Origin of the sequence: Amycolatopsis sp. NPDC004625 (assembly GCF_040609695.1) — a bacterium.
In the GTDB taxonomy this organism is placed as follows: domain Bacteria; phylum Actinomycetota; class Actinomycetes; order Mycobacteriales; family Pseudonocardiaceae; genus Amycolatopsis.
On sequence record NZ_JBEXKX010000013.1, the window covers coordinates 71,650 to 95,396 of the forward strand.

The window sequence follows — 23,747 nt, forward strand, 5'->3', positions numbered from 1 at the left end:
TTCAACCTTTGATGCCGGAGTTGGCCACGCCGTCCACCAGGCGCTTCTGACAGACCAGGAACACCACGACCGTCGGCACCAGGGTGACCACCGACATCGCGAGCATCCCGCCGTAGCTGGACCCGCTCGCCCGGTCGATGAAGGAGTTGAGGCCCAGCGGGACGGTGTAGCGGGACTTGTCGGAGAGGTAGACCAGCTGGCGCAGGAAGTCGTTGAACGTCCAGATGAACGTCAGGACCCCGGTGGTCAGCAGGGCCGGCCGCAGCAGCGGGAGGACCACCGAGCGGAAGATCCGGGCGTGCCCGGCGCCGTCGATGGCCGCCGCTTCGTCCAGTTCGCGGGGAATGCCCCGGATGAACTGCACCATGAGGAAGATGAAGAACGAGTCGAACGCGAGCAGCTGCGGCACCACCAGCGGCAGGAACGTGTTGACCCAGTTCAGTTTGTAGAAGATCGTGTACTGCGGGATCATGGTGGCCTGGAACGGCAGCATCAGCGTGCCGAGCATCAGCCCGAACCACACCTTGCGGAAGGCGAAGTCGAGCCGGGCGAACGCGTACGCCGCCAGCGAGCAGGAAACGACGTTGCCGATCACCACGCAGACCGCGATGGTCGCCGAGTTCGCGAGGTAGACGGTGAACGACGTCCCGGTCGCGGTCCAGCCGCCGACGTAGTTGCCGAGGGTGAAGTGCCACGGGATGGGGTCGAGCGTGCTGAAGATCTGGTTCTCCGGCTTGAACGACGCCCCGACCAGCCACACCAGCGGGTAGAGCATCACCACGACCCCGGCGAGCAGCACCGCGTGGGCGCGCCAGGGGAATTTCGCGGGCTTGATGGCCATCTCGGTCCTTTCGGCCGTGGGGTGGTCAGTCGGCGTAGGTGACCCAGCGCCGTGAAGACGCGAAGTAGAGCGCGGTGAAGAGGCCGATGACCACGAACAGGACCCACGCCATCGCCGAGGCGTAACCCATCTGCAGGCTGGTGAACCCCTTGCGGTACAGGTAAAGCGTGTACAGCATGGTCGAATCGATCGGACCGCCCGAACCGCCGCTGACCACGTAGGCCGGGGTGAACGTCTGGAACGCGTTGATCGTTTCCAGGACCAGGTTGAAGAAGATGACCGGCGAGAGCATCGGCACGGTGATCCGGAAGAACATCCGGACCCGGCCGGCGCCGTCGAGTTCCGCCGCCTCGTAGAGTTCCCTCGGGATCTGCTTCAGGCCGGCGAGGAAGATCAGCATCGGCGTGCCGAACTGCCAGCCCGACAACAGGACCAGGGTCCACAGCGCGAACCGCGGGTCGCCGATCCAGTCCGCGCCGTGGACGCCGAAGAACCCCAGCACCTGGTTCAGCAGGCCCTGCTGGGAGAAGATCTGCCGCCACATCACCGAAACCGCGACGCTCGCCCCGAGCAGCGACGGCAGGTAGAAGACCGAGCGGTAGAACCCGAGCGCGCGCAGGCCGCGGTTGAGCACCGCGGCGACGACGAGGGCGGCCGCGAGCTTGAGCGGCACGGAGAAGAAGACGTAGGTGAGCGTGACCTTGACCGAGTGCAGGAACTTCTCGTCCTGCCACATCGCGAGGTAGTTCTCGAAACCCACCCACTGCGGGGAGCTCAGCAGGTCGAACTTCGTCAGCGACAGGTACAGCGAGTACGCCATCGGCAGCAGGACGAACCCGAAGATCCCGAGGAACCACGGCGACAGGAACGCGTACGCCGCCAGGTTGTCCTTGTGGCGCTTGCGGCGGCGCCGGGCGGGCGCGGCCCGCGACGCCGGCGGGATCCCGGCTTCGACGGGGTGCGTTGCGGCTTCGGCTGACATCGGCTGCTCCCGGGACTCCAGCGTGGACCGGCAGCGCGGCTGCCGTGGCACGTCTTCCGACGCACGCGGTTCCAGTGGTTCCGTCCCAGGGAGCTGGAAGCGCTTTCTCGGCACTCTAGGCAGGCCGCCGCGCCGCTGTCAACGGCCGCCCGCCAGCACCGCGCGGATGCCCTTCTCCCTGGCCAGGTGCGCGGCGCCGAGCACGGTCGCGCGGGCCCCCAGCTCGCTCACGGCGACCTCGGTGGGCCAGCTGAGCCTGCCGACGGTGGCGGCCACCCCGGGCAGGAGCAGGCGGTTGCGACCCACTCCGCCGCCCAGCACGACCAGGCCCGGGTCGAGGACCGCGCAGATCGACGCGGCCAGGTTCCCGACGGCTTCGGCGTGTTCCGCGACGAGCTCGCGGGCGAGCGCGTCCCCCTTCTCCGCCAAGGCGAACAGCGCGGCCGCCGTCCTCGGCGCCGGCCGTCCCGGCCGGCGTTCGCGGGCGCGGCGCAGCAAGGCCCGCGAACCGAGGTGGGCCTCCAGGCCCTCCCGGACCGGCGGCTGCCCGTCCGCCCACGGGTACGCGAGCCGGGCGACCTCCCCCGCCGCGCCGCTCACGCCGCGCACGAGCTGCCGCCCCAGCACCACCCCCGCCCCGATCGCCACGCCGACCTGCAGGAAGACGAAGCTGTCGTGGTCACGGCCGGCCCCTTCGGCCAGTTCGGCGATGGCCGCGCAGTTGACGTTGTTCTCGGTGTGCACGGCGGCGCCGGCGGGCAGCCCGAGTGACGTCACGGCGTCGCGGACCCGCGCGGTGATCGCCGGCTCGCCGCGGCCGGGCGGGGAGACCACATCGGACACTGCGACCACGACGGCGCGAAGCGGACCACGTCCGCTGCCCCGGCGGAGCATCGCCTGCACCGTGGCCGCCGCGGAGGCGGGCCGCGGCGTCTGGTCTTCGTCGAGGAGTTCGCCGTCGAGCCGGGTGGCCCGCAGCGCCACCTGCGTCGAGCCCCGGTCCACCGCCAGCACGTACCCGGCCCGCGGCCCCAGCCGGTAGACCGCCGCGGTCCGCCCGGTGGCGCCCGCGGAGCTGCCGCTGCGCTCCGCGAGTCCCGCCGACTCCAGTTCGGCCATCACCAGCGAGACGGTCGGTTTCGACAGCCCGCACGCCACGGCGAGCTGCGGCCGGGTGGCCTGACCGGCGGCCGCCAGCGCGGCGAAGACTTCGCCGGCCCGGTCCCCGAGGCCCGGTTTCGCCATCTGCACCCACTCCCCCGAAGTGAAACTGTCGAATGCCCGTCGCCGTCCGCGCGAGGGTGTCGCGACCCGTTGACAAGGCGAGAGTTCGTTTGTTTACTGCTTAACCAAGTGCGGGTCCCAGCCGCATCATCGCCTTTCCGGACCTGATGGGCAAGTCATCCGGAAAGCGCTTCCTGACCACGTCGACCGGTCCGGTGCCCCGGACGGCAGGGAGGCTGCGCGCGGATGGACGCAATCCTGCTGCCGAGCCAGCACGCGAGCTCGCACGACCTGCCCGACGACCCCGCCCACCTGGACGCCGTCCTGGCCGAAGCGGCCAAGGCGGCACTGGCCGCACAGCAGCCCGACGGCAACTTCGAGGACCCCGCGGCCGACGACGACCTCGGCGACCTCGGCCTCGGCGTGATCTCCCTGCTCTGCCTGACCGGGGACCCCGCGCTCGCCCCGGCGCTGCGTCGCGGCCTGGACTTCTTCCTGGCGCACCGGGTGTTCCGGCACGACAACCCCGGCGAGCCGTTCCTGCGCGTCCGCCACAGCGGCCTGCCCTACGCGCGGTACCTGCCCGGCGAGGGCGAGCACCCGTTCGGCGACTGGCCGAGCACGGTGTGGGCGATGCTGCACGCGGTCAACGTCCTGGAGCTCGGCGAGGGGCTGCTGACGGACGACCAGTACGCCGAGGTGACCGAGCTGGCGCTGGGGTACTGGCGGTGGCTGACCGAGGCGAGCATGTTCGACCCGCAGCAGACGGCGAACCAGGCGATCGGCGCGGTGGTCGCGGGCCTGATGCTCGGCCGGCACCTCGGCGGCGTGTCCCGCACCCGCGAGGGCAGCCGCGTCACCACGACGGCCATGCGGCTGTACACCGACGTGATCCGGCCGGCCCGGGTGACCGACCGCGGGTTCGCACTGCCGGCGGAGCACGGCGGCGGCCACGACCAGAACTACCTGCCGATCTCGCTGTCCTTCCTGGCCCAGGCCCACCGGGTCACCGGCGACCGGCTGTTCCTGGACGACGGCGCGGAGATCGCCCGCCACCTGGACTGCCGCCTTTCGGCCCGCGGCTTCGACTACGGCGGCCCCCGCTACAGCGAGCAGCACTGCGGCGCCGAAGGCACGCTGGGCCTGCGGTACTTCAGCGCGCACCTGCGGACGGACCTGGGCCGCTACCTCGCCGACCGCCGCGTCGCGTACTACCCGGTGGCCCGCACCGGCGCACCGAGCGGGCATTTCGCGTTCACGACGGTCTGGCTCCGCCAGGACGCCACGGCCTGGCACCGCACCCCGGCACCCGCGCCGTATTCGCTGCGGCACCGGACGACGTCGGTGTCGTTGACGGCGAGCCACACGGCGTACCTGATCGACACGGCCGGCGTGGCGGTGATCGAGCCGGTGCTGGCGGGCCAGCACGGCATCGGCCCGGTCCTCGGCCACCGCACGCTCCTGACCCGGCCGCTGGGCCCGGTCCGCACCCGCACGGCCCGCGACGGCGACGTCCACGCCCGCCTGGTGACGAAGGCGGTGGTCACCCGGGACCAGGTGATGCTGAGCGTCCAGCAGCTGTTCGTCACCGACGGGCACCGGATGACGCTGTTCACCGCGGTCCCGGCACCCGGCTGCGAGTTCCTCGCCGGGCTGCCGTACGCGGAGGGGACGCCGCAGGGACAGCGCAAGATCGTCACGGTGTCCGAGCCGGACGGGGCACCGTTCGACCTGGGCGCGCCCGGGGCGGAGTTGACGACGCGCGGAACGATCCACGCGGGCCCCCTGGCGATCACGTCCGGGGCGGCGTTGCGGGTGGTCAACCCGCCACCGGGGCGGACGAGCTTCAACAGCCGGGAGACGATCGGGCTGACCCAGGAACAGCTGGCGTTCGCCCTGGCGGACGACCCCCGCGGCTACGGCAACCCGGACACGGGCTGGCACCGCGTGACGGACACGAACCACGTCCTGGCGGGCCCGCTGGAGGAGTCGCCACCGGGCTGGTCGGTGTTCGCCGTGCGCTACGGCCCGCACGGCGACGGCCGGTTCACGACGGGGGTCCGCGCGACCGCCGAAGGGCTGGTCGTCGGGGCGCCGGGGTTTTCCGCGTTGCTCGGGGACCCCGCCGGCGAGGCGGACGGCGAACCGGCCGTGTGGGTGAAGGCCACCTGACCCCGCCGTCCCTCCGGCGCCGGAAGGCGGGGAATCTGGCACGATCGGCCCGTGACCGGCAACCGGCGGACGCGTGCACTCGCGATGGCGGCCGCCCTCCTCCTGGTGCTCGCCGCCTGCACCGCCGGCTTCGGTGACCTCAAGCTGCGGATCGCCGCCGGCAACCCCGGCGGTGTCTACGACAAGCTCGCCCAGACCCTGGCCACGGCGTGGCAGAACGGCCTCGACATCGACCGGCCGCAGGTGCTGCAGACGCAGGGTTCGCCCGACAACGTCGCCAAGGTGCTGGCCGGCCAGGCCGACGTCGCCTTCGTCGCCGCCGACGTCGCCGCGGACAAGTACCGGGACAACCCCGGCCTGGCCGCGCTCGCCCGCATCCACGACGACTACCTGCACCTGGTGGTCCGCGCGGACTCCGACATCCAGTCGGTGGGTCAGCTGCACGGCCGCCGGATCGCGGTCGGCTCACCGGCCTCCGGCGTCGAGTACATCGCCGAGCGCCTGCTGGACGCGGCCAACCTGACCAGCTCGGTCACCAAGTTCCGGTTCGACCTCGACCAGTCGGTCGCCGCGCTCCTGAACGGCCAGGTCGACGCGTTCTTCTGGTCCGGCGGCCTGCCGACGCCGAAACTGGCGGCCTACAACGACCGCAGCGCACTGCGCATGCTCGACATCGGCGGCCTGATGCCGAAGATGCAGGCGATCAGCCCGGTCTACGGCACGGCGACCATCCCGGCGAGCACGTACAACCTCCTCCTGCCGGTGACGACCCTGGTGGTGCCGAACTTCCTGGTGGTCCGCAACACCATGGCCGACGACGTGGCGGAGGCCCTGGTCCGCGGCCTGTTCGACGCCCGCCCCCAGCTCGCGGACGCCAACCCGGCCGCCCTGTCGATCGACGTCCACCCGGGCATCGAAACCCAGCCGATCCCCCTGCACCCGGGCGCGCTGCGGTACTACCGGGCGCAGAAGACCTAGGCGACCGGGAACACCATCGAGATCCGCAACCCGCCCCCTTCGGGCAGGTCCAGCTCCAGCTCCCCGTCCGAATGCGCAACGATCTCACTCACGATCGCCAGCCCCAGCCCCGAACCCGGCACGTTCTGGTGCGCCGGACTCCGCCAGAACCGGTCGCGCGCCCGGTCCAGCTCGTCCGGTCGCAGGCCCGGGCCGTGGTCGCGCACCGACAACCGGACCTTGTCCACCTCGCGGGTCACCGTGACCCGGATCTCCGTGCCCGACGCCGTGAACTTCAGGGCGTTGTCCAGCAACGCGTCCAGGATCGTCTCCGCGCCGCGCGGGGGCATCCGGACCGTCAGCCCGTCTCCGGCCGTCTCCACCACCAGGCGCACGTCGCGGGCCTCGCCGACCACCGTCCAGTCCGCCACCCGCTCGGCGACGGCCTCGTCCAGCACCACCGGGTCCAGCTCGCCGCCGGAGGCCTCGGCGCGGGCCATCGACAGCAGGCCGTCCAGGATCTGGTGCAGCCGTCCCGCGTCGATCCGGGCCGCCTCCAGGTCGGCCGCCGCCGGCTCGTCGTCGACGTGGCCCTCGAGGTTGCCGAGGCGGATCTTCAACGCCGTCAACGGGTTGCGCAGCTGGTGGGACGCGTCGGCGACGAACGCGCGCTGCGCGGCCAGTGCGCCCGAGACGCTCGAGGCCATCCGGTCGAACGACCGCCCGAGCTGACGCAGCTCCGGCGGGCCGCCGCTCTCCCCCACCGGCTCGGCCTCCCGCCCGCCGACCACCGCCGCCACCAGCGCGCCGGTCGCGTCGTCGAGCCGGTGCACCGGCCGCAGGATCCAGCGGACGACCGGGATCGCCACGGCCAGCGCCAGGGTGAAGGCGAGGATCCCGCCCGCGGCGAGCAGCAGCCACCACCACAGGACGTCGGCGCGCTCGGCGCCGGTGCCGGACACGGTGAGCACCGCGCCGTGCACCTCGCCGTCGGCGAGCACCGGCTCGGCGAGCACCAGCGGCGTCGAATCCCACGGCATCAGCACGCCGGTGGGCTGCGACCGGCGGCCGGCGAGCGCCTCGTGCATCGGGCCGCTCACCCGGTCGGCCTTCAGGTCGATCCGCGCGGCCGACGCCCCGAGCGAGCTGGCGAACGGCTTGCCGTCCTGGTCGACGACCACCACCTGGACGCCGTACACCTCGTTGTAGCGGGTCAGGTCGGGGTCGATCAGCGACGGCTTGTTGTCCAGCAGCGGGCGTTGCGCCAGCGACGCGAACCGGGCGGTGTCGGTCAGCCGGTCGAGGAACAGGTCCTGCTGCGCGCCCGCGGCGATGCTGCGGGCCAGCGGGATGCCGAGGCCGAACACCAGCAACGCGACCAGCGTCAGCACGATGCCCTGCAGCCGGACGCGCACGCTCAGCCCCGGGTGACCTGGCCGCCGAGCCGGTACCCGACCCCGCGGACGGTCTCGATCAGCGCCGGCCGGCCCAGCTTGGTCCGCAGCGTCGCGACGTGGACGTCCAGCGAACGGCTCTCCGCCGGCCCGCGGTGCCCCCACACCTCGGTGAGCACGTGCTCGCGCGAACACACCGCGCCGCGGGCCCCCGCGACGAGCGCGAGCACCTGGAACTCCTTGCGGGACAACGCGACCGCCGCCCCGCCGACCAGCACCTCGTGCCGGGACAGGTCGACGCTGACGTCCCCCACCCGGATGACCACCGGTTCAGCGACATGTTCGCCCCGACGGCGGCGCACGGCCTCCACCCGGGCGAGCAGCTCCTCGACGTCGTAGGGCTTGACGAGGTAGTCGTCGGCGCCCGCGCGCAGGCCCTGGATCCGGTCGTCGACCTCGCCGCGCGCCGACACGACGATGATCGCGACGTCGCTGACCGCGCGGATCTGGCGGCACAGCGTCACGCCGTCGATGTCCGGCAGGCCCAGGTCGAGCAGGATGACGTCGACCTCGTGCACCCGGTCGAGCACGCCGGCGCCGGTGGCCAGCCGGGCGATCGCCAGGCCGCGGCGGGTCAGCGCCGGGATGAGCGCACCCGCGACCCGGTCGTCGTCCTCCACCAGCAGCACCCGCACCCGTCCGCCTCCCATGGTGACCTGCTCCACCGGCCGGTAGGGCGAACTCTAGGACGTCCGGGCGGCACCCGCACCGGCCACCCGGACGGTCACCGTCGGTGACCCCGGGTCGACACCCCCCAAAATGGACATCGATACTCAGTTGAAACCCTAAGTATTGCTCAAGCAGCCTTGCCAGCCGGTAAAGCAACGGTAGGTTCTCGCCATCGCGTGGTGACCCATGCCCGATTTGCACGAACGACCCGGGAGGCCAGATGACCGCGGAGGTGGCGGCGCCGATGATCAAGGCGTCCGCCGTGAACAAGTACTTCGGCGACCTGCACGTGCTCAGGGAGATCACGCTCGAGGTGCCTCGCGGCCAGGTCGTCGTGGTGCTGGGCCCGTCGGGCTCGGGCAAGTCGACCCTGTGCCGGGCGATCAACCGGCTGGAGCCGATCAATTCGGGCGAGATCGCCGTCGACGGCGTCCCGCTGCCCGCCGAGGGCAAGGCACTGGCCGCGCTGCGGGCCGACGTCGGCATGGTGTTCCAGTCGTTCAACCTGTTCGCGCACAAGACCATCGTCGAGAACGTCATGCTCGCGCCGGTGAAGGTCCGCAAGACCTCGCAGGCCGAAGCGCGCAAGACCGCGATGGAGCTGCTGGAGCGCGTCGGCATCGCCAACCAGGCCGACAAGTACCCGGCGCAGCTTTCGGGTGGCCAGCAGCAGCGCGTCGCCATCGCCCGGGCCCTGGCCATGCGGCCCAAGGTGATGCTGTTCGACGAGCCGACCTCGGCGCTGGACCCGGAGATGGTCCAGGAGGTCCTCGACGTCATGACGGGCCTGGCCAAGGACGGCATGACGATGCTCGTCGTCACCCACGAGATGGGGTTCGCCCGGCGGGCAGCCGATCGGGTGATCTTCATGGCCGACGGCGAGATCGTCGAGGACACGACGCCGGAAGCGTTCTTCACCGCGCCGAAGAGCGAGCGCGCGAAGGACTTCCTCGGCAAGATCCTTACCCACTGAGAACAACCGCTGAGAACGTTCCGCGGCGCCGTCGGCGTCCGGGTGACGACACACAGGAGAGATTCACATGAGGATCCGCACCCTCGCGGTGGGACTGCTCGCCGGCGGGCTGGCGCTGACCACGCTGACCGCCTGCGGCAAGGAAGGCACGCCGACGTCGCCGGGTTCCGGCGACCAGAGCGGCACGAACGCCCCCGCGGCGCTGACCTACCCGGTCGCGCAGGGCGTCGACCTGGCCGGCTCCCCGGTGTTCGCCAAGATGAAGTCGGCGGGCGCGCTGACCGTCGGCGCCAAGGACGACCAGCCGGGCCTCGGCCTCAAGGACCCGACGACCGGCAAGTTCGGCGGCTTCGACATCGAGATCGCGAAGCTCGTCTCGGCCGGCCTCGGCTTCGACCCGGAGAAGATCACCTTCCGCACGGTCGACTCCGGCGCCCGTGAGCAGACGATCGCGAACGGCGACGTGAACTACTACGTCGGCACCTACTCGATCACCGACAAGCGCAAGGCGTTGGTCTCCTTCGCCGGCCCGTACTTCGTCGCCGGCCAGGACCTGCTCGTCCGCAAGGACGACAGCTCGATCACCGGCCCGGAGACCCTCAAGGGCAAGAAGGTCTGCTCGGTCACCGGCTCGACCCCGATCCAGAAGGTCCGGCAGCAGAACCTGACCGAGCCGGGCAACATCGTCGAGTTCCAGAAGTACTCGCAGTGCGTCGAGAAGCTGCTGTCGAAGGACGTCGACGCGGTCACCACCGACGACGCGATCCTGAAGGGCTACGCCTCGCAGGACCCGGACAACCTGAAGGTCGTCGGCAAGACGTTCTCGACCGAGAAGTACGGCATCGGCCTCAACAAGGACGACAAGGTGCTGCGCGACAAGGTCAACGAGATCCTGCAGAAGGCGCTGGACGACGGCACGTGGCAGAAGATCTACGACGCCACCCTCGGCAAGTCGGGCTCGACCGCGACCAAGCCGACCCTCGAGAAGTACTGACGTGACACGAGGCCGGTGGATCGGGTGCGCCCGGTCCACCGGCCTCCTTTCACCCACCTGACCACCGCCTGACCGAAACGGACGCGGGGAAGGCTCCATGGACGTCCTGCTCAACAACCTGGACCTGTTCGGTCCGTTCTTCCTCACCACGATCGAGCTGTTCCTGCTCTCGGCCGTCGGCAGCCTGGTCTTGGGCACGATCCTGGCCATGCTGCGGGTGAGCCCGGTCCCCGTCTTCCGCGCCGTCGGCACGGCGTACGTGACGATCGCCCGGAACACCCCGCTCACCCTGGTGTTCGCGTTCTTCGTGTTCGCGTACCCGCTGCTCGACATCGTCAAGCTGGACTACTTCCCGGCCGCGGTGACCGCGCTGACCGTGTACACGTCGGCGTTCATCTGCGAGGTCGTGCGCTCGGGCATCAACACGGTGCCGGTCGGGCAGGCCGAGGCGGGCCGGGCGCTGGGGCTGACCTTCGGCCAGATCCTCGGCCAGGTCGTGCTGCCGCAGGCGCTGCGCTCGGTCGTGCCGCCGCTGATCAGCACCCTGATCGCGCTGCTGAAGAACACCACCATCGCGGCCGGTTTCTCCGTCGCCGAGGCCGGCGCGATCCGGTCGTACCTGTCCGAACGCGGGGAGAACCAGCTGGTCGGCCTGCTGTGGGTCGCGCTCGGCTTCATCATCCTGGTCGCCGTGCTGTCGTTCGTCCAACGCAGCCTGGAGAAGCGCTGGAGCGTGGCCCGATGAGCAACGTCCTGTTCGACGTCCCGGGCCCGAAGGCCCGGCTCCGGTACCGGACCTACGCGGTCGTCGGCATCGTCGTGGTCGTCGCGTTCATCGCCTACATCGGCTGGCGCTTCTACGACAGCGGCCAGTTCACCGCCCGCAAGTGGGAGTGGCTGCAGTACGCCCAGGTGCAGCGCGACCTCGGGAACGCGGTGCTCTCGACGCTCGAGGCGTTCGCCGCCGCGGCCGTGCTGGCGCTGGTCTTCGGCGCGATCTTCGCGGCGGGCCGGCTGTCGGACCACGCCTGGATCCGCCGGATCGCCGGGTTCGTCGTCGAGTTCTTCCGCGCCATCCCGGCGCTGATCCTGATGTTCCTGTTCTACTTCGGCCTGCCGACCGTCGGCGTGCCGACGACGCCGTTCCTCGGCGTGGTCCTCGGCCTGACGCTGTACAACGGCTCGGTGCTCGCGGAGGTCTTCCGCGCGGGCATCCAGTCGCTGCCGAAGGGGCAGAGCGAGGCCGCGTACGCGCTGGGCATGCGCAAGACGCAGGTGATGTTCCTGGTGCTGCTGCCGCAGGCGATCCGGGCGATGCTGCCGACGATCATCAGCCAGCTGGTCGTGCTGCTGAAGGACACCGCGCTCGGCTTCATCATCACCTACCAGGAGCTGCTGTACTACGCCCGCTACATCGGCTCGCAGGGCACGTTCGGGCGGCCGATCGTGCCGTCGACGATCGTGGCGACCGCCATCTACGTCGTGATGTGCCTGCTGCTGACGGCGCTGGCGACCTACCTGGAGCGCCGCAACCGGCGCAACAAGAAGGTCGTCGGTGCGGCCCCGCCCCCGGTGACCGAAAACCTCGTGGGCGCGTCGACCTGAGTCACCCGTTCGAGGCCCCCGGGACATGTCCCGGGGGCCTTGTCGTGTCCCGGGGCGTCCCCTAGCGTCGGGCGCATGGGTGTCGCACTGGTGACCGGCAGTTCCCGCGGCCTCGGCCGGGTGATCGCGCGCCGGCTGGCCAGAGACGGGTTCGCCGTCGCGGTCAACGGCCACGTCGACGACGCCGACCTCAAGACGGCCGCGGAAGGCATCCTCGGCGAGGGCGGCCGCGCGGCGGCGTTCGCCGCGGACGTGACCGACCGGCGCCAGGTCGGCGAGCTGGTCGACGCGGTCACGGCGGTGCTCGGCCCGATCGGGGTGCTGGTGCTCAACGCGACGGGCCCGCAGCCGGAGGCGCCGCTGTCCGGCGTGGACTGGCCGGAGCACCTGGCCCAGCTGGACTTCTTCGTGCGGTCACCGGTGCTGCTCGGGCACGCGGTGCTGCCGGGGATGCGCGCCCGCGGCCACGGCCGCATCGTGCACATCGACTCGGAGGTCGCGGACCGCCCGCCACCCGGCCGCTCGGCGTACGCGACGGCCAAGAGCGCCCAGATCGGCCTGGTCCGGGCGTGGGCCCGCGAGCTGGGCCCGGACGGCATCACGGTCAACACGGTGGCGCCGGGGTTCATCCCGGTGGAGCGGCACGATTCGGTGCCGGCGGCCGAGCGCGAGGAGTACCGGGCCTCGGTGCCGGCGGGCCGCCTGGGCACCCCGGAGGACGTGGCGGCGGCGGTGAGCTTCTTCGCCTCGGAGGAGGCGGGGTTCGTGACGGGCCAGCGCCTCCTCGTCGACGGCGGCCGCGCGCTCGGCTGAAAAACGCGTTCCGCCGCGGGCGAGGCGTCGCTAACCTCACGCCCATGCCGACCTACCGCGTCCTCGTCCGGGGCAAGTTCGACCGGCCCACGGAGGCCGTCCGCGCGAAACTGCGGGCCGGCTCGGGCGAGGACGGCCTCGCCGACCTGGCGTTCAGCGAACGCGGAGCCCTCACCTACAGCAGCCACCTGGGCGGGTTCAGCTTCCGCGTCGCGGTCGAGGTCGCGGCGGGCGCCGACGCCACGGCGCGGGCCCACGACCACGCCGAGCTGCTGGCGATGGAGCTGCTGGAGCGCGAGGGGTACCCGTACCGCGACCTGACGGTCAGCTCGACCTGCCTGGACGACGTCAAGGTCAACCGCCGCTGAAGGCCGGCCGCCGGTTCAGCACCACGAGCACGCCCAGCACCAAGGCGAGCGCAACGGCCAGCGCGGCCCACATCGCGACGTGCAGCTGGAGCACGCCGCCCACGAAGGCGCCCACCAGCATCGCGGCAACCGCGGCGGCCTTCCGCACCGGATGCGATCCCGCACCCCCGGCCGCCTTCGAATCCGCGGCGAACCCGGTCAGCGTCATGGTCAGGACGGTCGTCGTCAGGTCCGGCGCGCCGATCCGCCGGACGGCCGCGTTCTGCACGCCCATCGCCAGCCCGAGCACGACGATCAGCAGTTCGGCCCCCGGCCGCGTACCGGCGCCGAGGGTCGCGGACAGCACGACGGCCACCGCGACCAGCGCGGCCTGCACGGCGGTCGCCTGCCGGAGGGCGTCGTAGTCGTCCTCGCGGCGGGCGAGACGCCCTCCGGCCAGCGCCCCGGCCAGGAAGGCGAGCACGGCGGTCAGCGACGCGAGCACCGACAGCGTCGTCTCCCCCGCCGCCGCGAACCCGAGAAAGACGACGTTGCCGGTCATGTTGGCCACGAAGACGCGCCCGAGCCCGAGGAAGCTGACGGCGTCGACGACCCCGGTGACGACGGTCAGGGCCAGCAGCAGGGCGGCCAGGTCCCGCGGTTTCGGATCAGCCATGCGGGCAGTCAACCACCCCGCGGGTGAACGCGCGGTCGCCGAGCGCGTCGGTGTTGTCGACGAACTGGTCGATCGCTCCGGTCAGGGCCTGCGGCGGTGCCCCGGCGAGCAACGCCGTCACGAAGCGGCCGGCGTGGATCACCTGGTAGGGGCGGTCGTGGTAGCCGCCGGCGCGCGGTTCCACGGGATCGGTGAGGCCGAGGTCGTTGTGCAGCCGGGCGGCGAGTTCGAAGGCGGCCACGAGGTGCCGCTCGCGTTCGCGCCAGGTGCCCGCGGCCGGCGCGGCGGTGAGGTGCGGGGTCAGCCGGGCCGCCACGGGCAGCCGCGCGAAGGCGCTGCCGAGCCACTTGCTGTACGGCGGGTACCGGCGCGCCATGAGCAGGCACAGCCGCATCAGGTCCCGGACGAGCCGCGCGGCGACGACCGCGGACCCCAGTTCGTCCCCGGCCTCCCCGCACCGGCCCACGAACGCCTCTTCCTGGCCGATCCGCTGCCACTGGCACGCCAGGACGTACCGCCAGACGTCTTCGGGGTACCAGGCGACGTTCCGCCGCAGGGTTTCGAGCCCGAGGTCGTCGTGGAAGACGGCGCCGCCGGTGAACTCGGCGAAGACCTGGGTGGGGGTCGCGAGCCAGTCGGCCCTGACCGGCCGCCGCGGATCGAACCCGAGCGCCCCGCGAACCCAGTCGCCGAGCTCGGCGACGACGACGCCGTGGTCGGGACGGCCGGTCGCCGGGGCGAGGTGCCGGGTGCCGTCTTCGCCGGTCGCGAAGTGCGTCGAACAGCCCAGGAAACTGCGCGGCAGGTGCTCGGCGAGCAGGGCGGGGATCCGTTCGCTGTCGCGCTCGGCGAACAGCAGCAGCCGTGGTCCCCAGTCGTGGTCGGTGGAACGTGGCGAATCGAGGCCGAGCACCTCGGAGCCGGGGCCGACGAGCGCGGCAGTGTAGCGAAGCCTCGGGAGTTCCCGGCGCAGAATCGGGCGGACCACCTCGGCGTGGAAGCGCCGGGACAGTTCGATTCCGGGGGTGAATTCCATGGGGCCATTGTGCCGCGCGAAGGCGCGAAGCGCGCTTCATTATGCGAAGCCGCTTCGCAGCCCTTCACGACCGATTTTCGTTGTCACACAGGCGAAACACCGACCTCCTTGCGGTGAATCCGCGCGCGGCGCACGCCGTTTTGTCGGAGGTCCCCTCTAACGTCCGTGGCATGACCGAAAAGAGCACGGTGCGCACGCGGGAAATGGCCTACGAACTCAGGGGCCAGCGTGAGCTGAAACGGATCACCCTGCGCGAGCTGGCCCGCCGCGCGGACTGGTCGGCGTCGAAGGTGTCGGCCTGGGAGAACGGGCGTCGCATCTCCCCGATCGACGCCGCGATCTACCTCGCCCACTGCGGGACCAGGGCGGCCGAGCGGGCCCGGCTCCTCGAGCTGGTCAAGCCGCCCGGCGACCTGTACTGGGTGCGGCCCTACTTCGAGAAGCTCGTCGACCCGATGAAGTCCCTCATCATCCAGGAAAACCTGGCGAACTCGATGGTCTACTACAGCCCGGCGGCCATCCCCGGGATGCTGCAGACGGAGGAGTACGTCCGCACCTGTTTCGAACTCACCGGGCGCTACACGGCCGACCGGCTCGGCGTGCTGACGCGGGCCCGCGTGGACCGGCAGCAGGTGCTGCAACACCACACCCCGCCCCGCTGCACCTTCTTCGTGCACGAACGCGCGTTGCGCTCGGTGGTGGGCGACCCGGCGCTCATGCACGAACAGGTGCAGAACCTGGTGCTGACCACGAACCTGCCGCACTGCGTCATCCGGGTGGTGCCGGAGTCCGATCCGACGTTCCGCGTGCTGAGCACGACCTTCACGGTGATGGAATTCCCCGAGCACGCCCCGGTGGTCTACGAGGAGACCTACACCGCGGGCTTGTTCGTGGACGACCGCATCGCCGTGGAGGCGTTCTACCTCCTCGTCACACGCCTGGAACAAGTGGCCCTTTCCGAGGGACAATCACGGGACTGGCTCGTCCGGTTCGCGGACGAGTACGAACGACTGAGGGAGTGAACGAGAATGGCCCGCGAGCGGACTTGGTTCAAGAGCACCCACAGTGAAGGCCAGGAACACCAGACCTGCGTGGAAGTGGCGTTGACCTCCGAGGTCACCGCGGTTCGCGATTCGAAGGCGCCGGCAGCCGGGCACCTCACCCTTCCCCACCCCGCGTGGAACGCTCTGCTCAGCTCGCTGCGCTGACCCGTTCCCCGTCGTGCCAGACCGCCCGGGTCCGCCCGGGCAGGTCGGTCACGTCGAGATCCGTACCGTCGAGCAACACCAGATCGGCGCGCAGCCCCGCCTCGATGCGGCCCCGGTCGTCGTCGAGGCGGAGCAGGCGCGCGGCCTCGGAGGTGGCCGCCTTCAGGGCGACCACCTCGCCGAGGACCGCGGCCAGCAGCCGCAGCTCGGTCGTCAAGTCGACATGGGGACGCGGGGCGAGGTCGGAGCCCGCGGCGATGCGGACACCCGCTTCCGCCGCGAGCCGCAGCGATCGGCGGTGCGTCTCGGCGAATTCGGTGTCGCTGATCGCGGCCAGCGTCGGCACGTACCAGGTGCCGGCCAACGCGGCGACGGCCGAGTCGTCGAGGAACGTGCCGTGCTCGATGCTGCGCGCCCCGGCGCGGGCGGCGGAGACGACCGCGGCGGACGTGTGCGCGTGGGCCAGGACGTCCCGGCCGCAGCGGCGGGCCTCGTCGACCAGCGCCGCGAGCTCGTCGTCGGTCGGGCGCACGTCGATGCCCGAACGCACCGCCCGCATCGCCCCGCCCGCGCCGACCTTGATCCAGTCGGCGCCGGCCCGCACCATCCGGCGGACCGCCGCGCGGGCCGCGTCCGGCCCGTCGAACAGCGGGTCCGGCAGCGACGGGTCACCGTAGTGGTCGACGGCGCCCGCCGGCGGCTCCCAGCTGTCGCCGAGCCCGCCGGTCGGGCCCAGCTGCCGCAGGCTGATCAGCAGATCGGGCCCGGAGATCCAGCCGGCTCGCAACGCGTGCTTGAACCCGGCATCGGCGCCCCACGCGTCGCGGACGGTGGTGATCCCGCGCGCCAGCAGCCCGCGCAGCACCGGCACGGCTTCGAGGATCCGCGCACTGCGCGGCACCGGCTCGGGCCGTGGGAACGCAACGTGCACGTGGCAGTCGATGAGCCCGGGGATCAGCAGCCCGCCCGAGCAGTCGACCCGTTCGCCCTCGAGCCCCAGGCCGACTTCGGCGATCCGCGAGCCGTCCAGCCGGACGTCCGCGCGCGTGGTCTCCCCGGTCTCGGGATCGAACACCCGCGCGCCGGCGAGCACCTTCACGGGAACTCCTTGCGGCAGCCGAGGAAGTCGCGCACGCTCGCGAACCGGACCAAACCCGGTTCGCGAGCGTCGGGGAGAAAGCCCTACTTGTCCCGGCGGAACAGCTTGTTCCCCAGCCACACGATCGGGTCGTACTTCCGGTCCGCGACGCGCTCCTTCATCGGGATCAGCGCGTTGTCCGTGATGTGGATCCCCTCCGGGCACACCTCGGAACAGCACTTCGTGATGTTGCAGTACCCGAGACCGTGCTCGTCCTGCGCCGCGTCACGGCGGTCCGCGACGTCCAGCGGGTGCATCTCCAGCTCCGCGATCCGCATCAGGTACCTCGGCCCGGCGAAGGCTTCCTTGTTCTCCTCGTGGTCACGCACCACGTGGCAGGTGTTCTGGCACAGGAAGCACTCGATGCACTTGCGGAACTCCTGCGACCGCTCGACGTCGACCTGCTGCATCCGGTACTCGCCCGGTTTCAGGTCCGCCGGCGGCGTGAACGACGGGATCTCGCGCGCCTTCGTGTAGTTGAACGACACGTCGGTGACGAGGTCGCGGATCACCGGGAACGTCCGCATCGGCGTCACCGTGATCACCTCGTCCTCGGTGAACGTCGACATCCGCGTCATGCACAGCAGGCGCGGCTTGCCGTTGATCTCCGCCGAGCACGAGCCGCACTTGCCCGCCTTGCAGTTCCAGCGCACCGCGAGGTCCGACGCCTGGGTGGCCTGCAGCCGGTGGATGATGTCGAGGACGACCTCGCCCTCGTTCACCTCCACCGTGAAGTCCTGCAGCTCGCCGCCCGTGTCGTCGCCGCGCCAGACGCGGAAACTCGCCTTGTAGCTCATGCCTTGCTCCCGGGGTGCGCCTCGAGCTCGTTGTCGGTGTAGTACTTCCCGAGCTCACCGAACTCGAACAGCTCCAGCAGGTCCTGCCGCAGCGGCACCTGCTCCGCCACCGTGACGTCGATGTCCGGGACGACCGGGTTTTCCCCGTCCGAAGCCGAGCACACCAGCAGCTTGTGCCGCCACTCGGCGTCCATGCCCGGGAAGTCGTCGCGCGTGTGCCCGCCACGGCTTTCGGTGCGCGTCAACGCGGCCTTCGCGACGCACTCGCTGACCATCAGCATGTTGCGCAGGTCGATCGCGAGGTGCCAGCCCGGGTTGAACTGCCGGTGTCCCTCCACCGTGACGAGCTTGATCCGCTCCCGCAGCTCGGCCAGCTTCGTCAGCGCCTGCTCGATCTCGCCCGCCTTGCGGATGATGCCGACCAGGTCGTTCATCGACTGCTGCAGCTCGGTGTGCAGGGTGTACGGGTTCTCCGCCGTGGCACCGGAGGGCGGGTCGAACGGCGCGAGCGCCATCGTCGCCGCGGCGTCCACATCGGACTGCCCGACCGCGGGCCGCTCGGTCAGGCCGAGCACGTACTCGGCCGCGCCGAGGCCCGCGCGCCGGCCGAACACCAGCAGGTCGGACAGCGAGTTGCCGCCGAGCCGGTTGGAGCCGTGCATGCCGCCCGAGCACTCGCCGGCCGCGAACAGGCCGGGCACGCTCGCCGCCGCCGTGTCCGGGTCGACCTCGATGCCGCCCATGACGTAGTGGCAGGTCGGGCCGACCTCCATCGGCTCCGCGGTGATGTCGACGTCCGCCAGCTCCTTGAACTGGTGGTACATCGACGGCAGCCGCTTCTTGATCTCCTCGGCCGGCAGCCGGCTGGCGATGTCGAGGAAGACGCCGCCGTGCGGGGACCCGCGGCCCTCCTTGACCTCGGAGTTGATCGCGCGGGCCACCTCGTCGCGCGGCAGCAGGTCCGGCGTGCGCCGGTTGTTGTCCGCGTCGGCGTACCAGCGGTCGGCTTCCTCTTCGCTTTCGGCGTACTGGCCCTTGAACACGTCGGGGACGTACTCGAACATGAACCGCTTGCCGTCGGAGTTCTTCAGCACGCCGCCGTCACCGCGCACGCCCTCGGTGACGAGGATGCCCTTGACGCTCGGCGGCCAGACCATCCCGGTCGGGTGGAACTGGACGAACTCCATGTTGATCAGCTTCGCGCCCGCCCGCAGGGCCAGCGCGTGGCCGTCACCGGTGTACTCCCACGAGTTCGACGTCACCTTGAACGACTTGCCGATGCCGCCGGTGGCGAGCACGACCGCGGGCGCCTCGAAGAGGATGAACCGCCCGCTCTCGCGCCAGTAGCCGAACGCGCCGGCGATCCTGCCGTCGGTGGTGAGCAGCTCGGTGACCGTGCACTCGGCGAAGACCTTGATCTTCGCCTCGTAGTCCCCGGTCTCGGCGAAGTCCTCCTGCTGCAGCGACACGATCTTCTGCTGCATCGTGCGGATCAGCTCGAGGCCGGTGCGGTCACCGACGTGCGCCAGCCGCGGGTACGTGTGCCCGCCGAAGTTGCGCTGGCTGATCCGGCCGTCGGCGGTCCGGTCGAACAACGCGCCGTACGTCTCGAGCTCCCAGACGCGGTCCGGCGCTTCCTTGGCGTGCAGCTCGGCCATCCGCCAGTTGTTGAGGAACTTGCCGCCGCGCATGGTGTCGCGGAAGTGGACCTGCCAGTTGTCGTTCGAGTTCGCGTTGCCCATCGAGGCCGCGCACCCGCCCTCGGCCATCACCGTGTGCGCCTTGCCGAACAGGGACTTGCACACGACCGCGACGCGGAAACCGCGTTCGCGGGCTTCGATCACGGCGCGCAGACCGGCGCCACCGGCACCGATCACCACCACGTCGTAGCTGTGCCGTTCGACCTCGGTCATGAAGAGATTCCACCTCGGAACTGGGGACGTCTGTTTTTGGGAGAAGGGTGCGCTAGTTGACGAATCTCAGGTCCGAGATCGCGCCGCTGGCGACGAGCATGACGTAGAAGTCGGTCAGCACCAGCGTGCCGAGCGTCGTCCAGGCCAGCGTCATGTGGCGGGTGTTGAGTTTCGTGACCTGCGTCCAGATCCAGTAGCGCACCGGGTGCTTGGAGAAGTGCTTCAGCCGGCCGCCGGTCACGTGCCGGCAGGAGTGGCAGGACAGCGTGTACGCCCAGAGCAGGATCACGTTCGCGAGCAGGATGAGGTTGCCGAGCCCGAAACCGAAACCGCCGGTCTTCCCGTGGAACGCCGTGATCGCGTCGTAGGTGTTGACCAGCGAGACGATCAGCGCGACGTAGAAGAAGTAGCGGTGGACGTTCTGGATGATCAGCGGCAGCCGCGTCTCGCCGGTGTACTTGGCGTGCGGTTCCGCGACGGCGCAGGCGGGCGGGGAGAACCACACCGACCGGTAGTAGGCCTTGCGGTAGTAGTAGCAGGTCAGGCGGAACCCGAGCAGGAACGGCAGCACCACGAAGCCGAGCGGGATGAACCCGGGCAGGTCGCCGAACCAGTGGCCGAAGTGGCTGGAGCCTTCGACGCAGGAGGTGGACAGGCACGGCGAGTAGAACGGCGTCAGGTAGTGGTAGTCGGGCACCCAGTACGCGGTGCGCACGAACGACCGGACCGTCGCGTAGATGATGAACGCCGACAGTCCGAGCACGGTCAGCAGCGGCTGGAGCCACCACCGGTCCGTGCGGAGGGTGCGCTCGGCGATCCGGGCCCGCTTGGGGGCCTGGACGCCGGTGCCGACGCCGTTGTCAGCGGGTGCGCTCACCGCTGGTCGCGCTTGTAGCCGCCGACGCCTTCGTCATCGGCGCCGTGCCACAGCGCCGGGTCGTAGGGGGTGTCGGGGACGGGGACGCGTTCGGCGGCCTTCGCCTGCGCGGGCACCGCGAGGGGCACGCCGTCGAGGTCCGCGGTGTCGATGTCGAGGCGCTCGACGTCGTTGGCGAGCCGGCGCACGGCCGAGGCGTCGCCGTAGCGAGAGCGCAGTGCGCCGACGCACTGCCGGAGCTGGCCGATGGTTCGCCGCAGCTCGGCGATCTCGGAGGTGGACATCATGCCTCCCGTGGTGGTGGGGCTGGCAGGGAACCGGGCTACGGCTGTGCCACGCGTCGTGCAGTGTGACAACTAGCACACTAACGGTTCCAGAGGTGATCGGGGTCACGCGGGTCGATCTTCTGAATCGATTTTGATTCGGCGTTTTCCCGAGGTAGTGTGGCCAGTGTCACGACCCAGAGGCGTCAGCGCTGCCGTCCCGCGGACCACCCCACACCAGTGATCCGGAGCCGGACATGAGCCCGACCCCATCGTTGCACCCCGTCATCGCCGAAGTCACCGCCCGCATCGCCGCGCGCAGCGCCGCGACCCGCACGGCTCACCTCGACCGGACGGCCGCCGCGCACGCCGAAGGCCCGGTCCGCCGCGGCCTCGCCTGCAGCAACCTCGCCCACGGTTTCGCCGCGATGGACGGCGTCGACAAGGAGGCGCTGCGGGCCGCGCGCGCCCCCGGCGTCGCGATCGTGTCGTCCTACAACGACATGCTGTCGGCGCACCAGCCGATGCAGGAGTACCCGGCCTGGCTGAAGAAGGCCGTGCGTTCCGCCGGCGGGGTCGCCCAGTTCGCCGGCGGCGTGCCCGCCATGTGCGACGGCATCACGCAGGGCCGCGCGGGCATGGAGCTGTCGCTGTTCAGCCGCGAGGTCATCGCGATGTCGACGGCGATCGCGCTCTCGCACGACATGTTCGACGCCTCGCTGCTGCTGGGCGTCTGCGACAAGATCGTCCCCGGCCTGCTGATCGGCGCCCTGTCCTTCGGGCACCTCCCGGCCGTCCTGGTGCCGGCCGGACCGATGAACTCCGGGCTGCCGAACAAGGAAAAGGCGCGCGTCCGGCAGCTCTACGCCGAGGGCCTGGCGACCCGCGAAGACCTCCTCGACGCCGAAGCGGCGTCGTACCACTCCGCCGGCACCTGCACCTTCTACGGCACGGCCAACTCCAACCAGATGGTCGTCGAGGTGATGGGCCTGCACCTGCCGGGTGCCAGCTTCGTCCAGCCGGGTTCCGCGTTGCGCCGGGCGCTGACCGAGGAAGCGGGACGGCGGGTGGTCGCGCTGTCCCGCGGCGAGGAGTACACGCCGGTCTCGCGGATCCTCGACGAGAAGGCGTTCGTCAACGGCGTCGTCGCGCTGCTCGCCACGGGCGGCTCGACCAACCACACGATGCACCTGGTCGCGATCGCCGCGGCCGCGGGCATCCAGCTGACCTGGGACGACTTCTCCGACCTGTCGGCCGTCGTCCCGCTGCTGGCGCGGGTCTACCCGAACGGCAGCGCGGACATCAACCACTTCCACGCCGCCGGCGGCATCCAGTTCCTGGTCGGCACCCTGCTCGACGCGGGTTTCCTGCACGAAGACGTCCACACGGTGGCCGGGTTCGGGCTGCACCGCTACCGCGCCGAGCCGATCCTGTCCGACGGCGAGCTGGTCTGGCGGGACGTGCCGACCCGCAGCCTCGACGAGGAGGTCCTGCGCCCGGCCTGGCGCCCCTTCGCCGCCGACGGCGGGCTGCGGATGGTCGAGGGCAACCTCGGCCGCGCGGTGGTCAAGGTGTCCGCGGTGGCGCCCGAACACCGCGTCGTCCAGGCGCCGGCGCGGGTGTTCACCACGCAGGAGGACTTCAAGGCCGCGTTCGACGCCGGCGAGCTGGACCGGGACGTCGTCGTGGTGGTCCGGCAGCAGGGCCCGCGGGCCAACGGCATGCCGGAGCTGCACGGCCTGACGCCCGCGCTGGGCGTGCTGATGGACCGCGGGCACGCCGTGGCGTTGCTCACCGACGGCCGGATGTCGGGCGCGTCGGGCAAGATCCCGGCGGCCATCCAGGTGACGCCGGAAGCCGCGGCGGGCGGCCTGATCGCCCGCGTCGCGGACGACGACGTCATCCGGCTCGACGCGTCCGCGGGCTCGCTCGACGTGCTGGTCGGTGACGAAGAACTCGCCCGGCGCGAGCTTGTGGACGCCCCGCCGTCCGAAGCATCCTGGACCGGCACCGGCCGAGAGCTGTTCGCCGCGTTGCGCCGTGCCGTCGGCCCCGCTGACCAGGGCGCTTCCGTGTTCGGCGGTCTGACGCCGGAGCACTTCGGAACGCCCGCTTTCGCTACCCAGGAGGTCGGTCAGTGACCACCGGTCAGGACCTGCTCGAGCTGTCCCCCGTGATGCCCGTCGTGGTGATCGACGACGCCGACGACGCCGTGCCCACGGCGCGGGCCCTGCTCGCCGGCGGGATCGGGGTCATCGAGCTGACCCTGCGCACCCCGGCGGCGCTGTCGGCGATCGAGCGCGTCGCCACGGAGGTGCCGGAGATCGTCATCGGCGCGGGCACGGTCACCGCGGCGGACCACGCGAAGCAGGCGGCGGACGCGGGGGCGAAGTTCCTCGTGACGCCGGGCTGCACCGACTCGGTCGTCGACGCCTGCTTCGAAACCGGGCTGCCGTTCCTGCCCGGTGCGAGCACGGTGTCGGAGGCGATGCGGCTGGCCGAGCGCGGGCTGACGGCGTTGAAGTTCTTCCCGGCGGAGGCGTCCGGCGGCGTCGCCTACCTGAAGTCGATCGCGGGCCCGTTGCCCTCCCTGCGGTTCTGCCCGACCGGCGGGATCACGGTGGCCTCGGCGCCGTCGTACCTGGCGCTGCCGAACGTCGGCTGCATCGGCGGTTCGTGGCTGACGGCCTCGCTCGACCCCGCCACGATCGAAAAGCTGGCCGCGGAGGCGGCCGCGCTGTAGCGGAGATCACTACGCGTCATTGTCCTCCTCGAACGGCGGAATGTGCGTCCGCATTCCGGGAGCAC

General features: G+C 71.1%; 24 protein-coding genes. 12 read left to right on the top strand and 12 right to left on the bottom strand.

The window, feature by feature from the left end:
• Position 1: 1 nt before the first annotated feature.
• The 3 genes from ABZW17_RS17050 to ABZW17_RS17060 form a co-directional block, all read right to left on the bottom strand.
• Positions 2-841 (bottom strand): carbohydrate ABC transporter permease, encoded by an 840-nt coding sequence (locus tag ABZW17_RS17050; protein ID WP_354814311.1) that lies wholly within the window; start codon positions 839-841, stop codon positions 2-4.
• 25 nt (positions 842-866) lie between these two features.
• On the bottom strand, positions 867-1,823 hold the full coding sequence (locus ABZW17_RS17055; RefSeq protein WP_354814313.1) for a sugar ABC transporter permease: 957 nt from the start codon (positions 1,821-1,823) through the stop codon (positions 867-869).
• 138 nt (positions 1,824-1,961) lie between these two features.
• Positions 1,962-3,068, bottom strand: a complete 1,107-nt coding sequence (locus ABZW17_RS17060) for an ROK family protein (protein ID WP_354814315.1) — start codon at positions 3,066-3,068, stop codon at positions 1,962-1,964.
• A 225-nt stretch (positions 3,069-3,293) separates the two neighbouring features.
• Between ABZW17_RS17060 and ABZW17_RS17065 the strand changes: the two genes are divergently transcribed.
• Both ABZW17_RS17065 and ABZW17_RS17070 read left to right on the top strand, forming a co-directional pair.
• A complete protein-coding gene (locus ABZW17_RS17065) occupies positions 3,294-5,219 on the top strand; it encodes a hypothetical protein (RefSeq protein WP_354814317.1) in 1,926 nt (641 codons plus the stop codon).
• A gap of 51 nt (positions 5,220-5,270) precedes the next feature.
• Complete coding sequence (locus tag ABZW17_RS17070; RefSeq protein WP_354814319.1) at positions 5,271-6,197, top strand: TAXI family TRAP transporter solute-binding subunit; 927 nt, start codon at positions 5,271-5,273, stop codon at positions 6,195-6,197.
• Here ABZW17_RS17070 and ABZW17_RS17075 read toward each other — a convergent pair.
• Positions 6,194-7,591, bottom strand: coding sequence for a HAMP domain-containing sensor histidine kinase (locus ABZW17_RS17075; protein WP_354814321.1), 1,398 nt, complete (start codon positions 7,589-7,591; stop codon positions 6,194-6,196). The two genes, ABZW17_RS17070 and ABZW17_RS17075, sit on opposite strands and share 4 nt — an antisense overlap.
• 2 nt (positions 7,592-7,593) lie before the next feature.
• Positions 7,594-8,265: a response regulator transcription factor gene (locus ABZW17_RS17080; RefSeq protein ID WP_354814575.1), complete on the bottom strand. Its 672-nt coding sequence runs from the start codon at positions 8,263-8,265 to the stop codon at positions 7,594-7,596.
• Positions 8,266-8,543: 278 nt separating this feature from the next.
• On the opposite strand from ABZW17_RS17080, the gene ABZW17_RS17085 reads away from it, so the two are divergent.
• From ABZW17_RS17085 to ABZW17_RS17110, 6 genes are all read left to right on the top strand, one after another.
• On the top strand, positions 8,544-9,272 hold the full coding sequence (locus tag ABZW17_RS17085) for an amino acid ABC transporter ATP-binding protein (protein WP_208630558.1): 729 nt from the start codon (positions 8,544-8,546) through the stop codon (positions 9,270-9,272).
• A 67-nt stretch (positions 9,273-9,339) separates the two neighbouring features.
• A complete protein-coding gene (locus ABZW17_RS17090; protein WP_354814323.1) occupies positions 9,340-10,266 on the top strand; it encodes a glutamate ABC transporter substrate-binding protein in 927 nt (308 codons plus the stop codon).
• A gap of 97 nt (positions 10,267-10,363) precedes the next feature.
• Complete coding sequence (locus ABZW17_RS17095) at positions 10,364-11,011, top strand: amino acid ABC transporter permease (RefSeq protein WP_354814324.1); 648 nt, start codon at positions 10,364-10,366, stop codon at positions 11,009-11,011.
• Positions 11,008-11,871, top strand: coding sequence for an amino acid ABC transporter permease (locus tag ABZW17_RS17100; RefSeq protein WP_354814325.1), 864 nt, complete (start codon positions 11,008-11,010; stop codon positions 11,869-11,871). The genes ABZW17_RS17095 and ABZW17_RS17100 overlap by 4 nt, the downstream gene beginning before the upstream one ends.
• A gap of 75 nt (positions 11,872-11,946) precedes the next feature.
• A complete protein-coding gene (locus ABZW17_RS17105; protein WP_354814327.1) occupies positions 11,947-12,684 on the top strand; it encodes an SDR family oxidoreductase in 738 nt (245 codons plus the stop codon).
• Between the two features lie 44 nt (positions 12,685-12,728).
• Positions 12,729-13,052 carry a DUF6204 family protein gene (locus ABZW17_RS17110; protein WP_354814329.1) on the top strand — a complete coding sequence of 108 codons (324 nt, stop codon included), beginning with the start codon at positions 12,729-12,731 and terminating at the stop codon, positions 13,050-13,052.
• On the opposite strand, the gene ABZW17_RS17115 is transcribed toward ABZW17_RS17110, so the two are convergent.
• Together ABZW17_RS17115 and ABZW17_RS17120 are read right to left on the bottom strand one after the other, a co-directional pair.
• Positions 13,039-13,707: a YoaK family protein gene (locus ABZW17_RS17115; RefSeq protein ID WP_354814331.1), complete on the bottom strand. Its 669-nt coding sequence runs from the start codon at positions 13,705-13,707 to the stop codon at positions 13,039-13,041. The genes ABZW17_RS17110 and ABZW17_RS17115 overlap by 14 nt on opposite strands.
• On the bottom strand, positions 13,700-14,743 hold the full coding sequence (locus tag ABZW17_RS17120; RefSeq protein ID WP_354814333.1) for a DUF4037 domain-containing protein: 1,044 nt from the start codon (positions 14,741-14,743) through the stop codon (positions 13,700-13,702). The genes ABZW17_RS17115 and ABZW17_RS17120 overlap by 8 nt, the downstream gene beginning before the upstream one ends.
• 170 nt (positions 14,744-14,913) lie before the next feature.
• Here ABZW17_RS17120 and ABZW17_RS17125 point away from each other — a divergent pair, with 170 nt between their 5' ends.
• Both ABZW17_RS17125 and ABZW17_RS17130 read left to right on the top strand, forming a co-directional pair.
• Positions 14,914-15,765: a helix-turn-helix transcriptional regulator gene (locus ABZW17_RS17125; RefSeq protein WP_354814335.1), complete on the top strand. Its 852-nt coding sequence runs from the start codon at positions 14,914-14,916 to the stop codon at positions 15,763-15,765.
• A 6-nt stretch (positions 15,766-15,771) separates the two neighbouring features.
• Complete coding sequence (locus ABZW17_RS17130; protein WP_354814337.1) at positions 15,772-15,951, top strand: DUF397 domain-containing protein; 180 nt, start codon at positions 15,772-15,774, stop codon at positions 15,949-15,951.
• Here ABZW17_RS17130 and ABZW17_RS17135 read toward each other — a convergent pair.
• The 5 genes from ABZW17_RS17135 to ABZW17_RS17155 all read right to left on the bottom strand — a co-directional run bounded on the left by ABZW17_RS17135 (position 15,935) and on the right by ABZW17_RS17155 (position 20,960).
• Positions 15,935-17,050 (bottom strand): amidohydrolase family protein, encoded by a 1,116-nt coding sequence (locus ABZW17_RS17135; RefSeq protein ID WP_354814339.1) that lies wholly within the window; start codon positions 17,048-17,050, stop codon positions 15,935-15,937. The genes ABZW17_RS17130 and ABZW17_RS17135 overlap by 17 nt on opposite strands.
• A gap of 83 nt (positions 17,051-17,133) precedes the next feature.
• A complete protein-coding gene (locus ABZW17_RS17140) occupies positions 17,134-17,886 on the bottom strand; it encodes a succinate dehydrogenase/fumarate reductase iron-sulfur subunit (RefSeq protein WP_354814341.1) in 753 nt (250 codons plus the stop codon).
• Entirely contained in the window at positions 17,883-19,799 is a 1,917-nt protein-coding gene (locus ABZW17_RS17145; protein WP_354814343.1) for a fumarate reductase/succinate dehydrogenase flavoprotein subunit, read from the bottom strand. The genes ABZW17_RS17140 and ABZW17_RS17145 overlap by 4 nt, the downstream gene beginning before the upstream one ends.
• A 52-nt stretch (positions 19,800-19,851) precedes the next feature.
• Positions 19,852-20,676, bottom strand: coding sequence for a hypothetical protein (locus tag ABZW17_RS17150; RefSeq protein ID WP_354814345.1), 825 nt, complete (start codon positions 20,674-20,676; stop codon positions 19,852-19,854).
• A complete protein-coding gene (locus tag ABZW17_RS17155; protein ID WP_003054488.1) occupies positions 20,673-20,960 on the bottom strand; it encodes a hypothetical protein in 288 nt (95 codons plus the stop codon). The genes ABZW17_RS17150 and ABZW17_RS17155 overlap by 4 nt, the downstream gene beginning before the upstream one ends.
• Before the next feature lie 236 nt (positions 20,961-21,196).
• Between ABZW17_RS17155 and edd the strand changes: the two genes are divergently transcribed.
• Together edd and eda are read left to right on the top strand one after the other, a co-directional pair.
• Positions 21,197-23,080, top strand: coding sequence for a phosphogluconate dehydratase (gene edd, locus ABZW17_RS17160; protein ID WP_354814347.1), 1,884 nt, complete (start codon positions 21,197-21,199; stop codon positions 23,078-23,080).
• Positions 23,077-23,682, top strand: coding sequence for a bifunctional 4-hydroxy-2-oxoglutarate aldolase/2-dehydro-3-deoxy-phosphogluconate aldolase (eda, locus tag ABZW17_RS17165; protein WP_354814349.1), 606 nt, complete (start codon positions 23,077-23,079; stop codon positions 23,680-23,682). Before edd ends, eda begins: the two co-directional genes overlap by 4 nt.
• Positions 23,683-23,747: the final 65 nt, after the last annotated feature.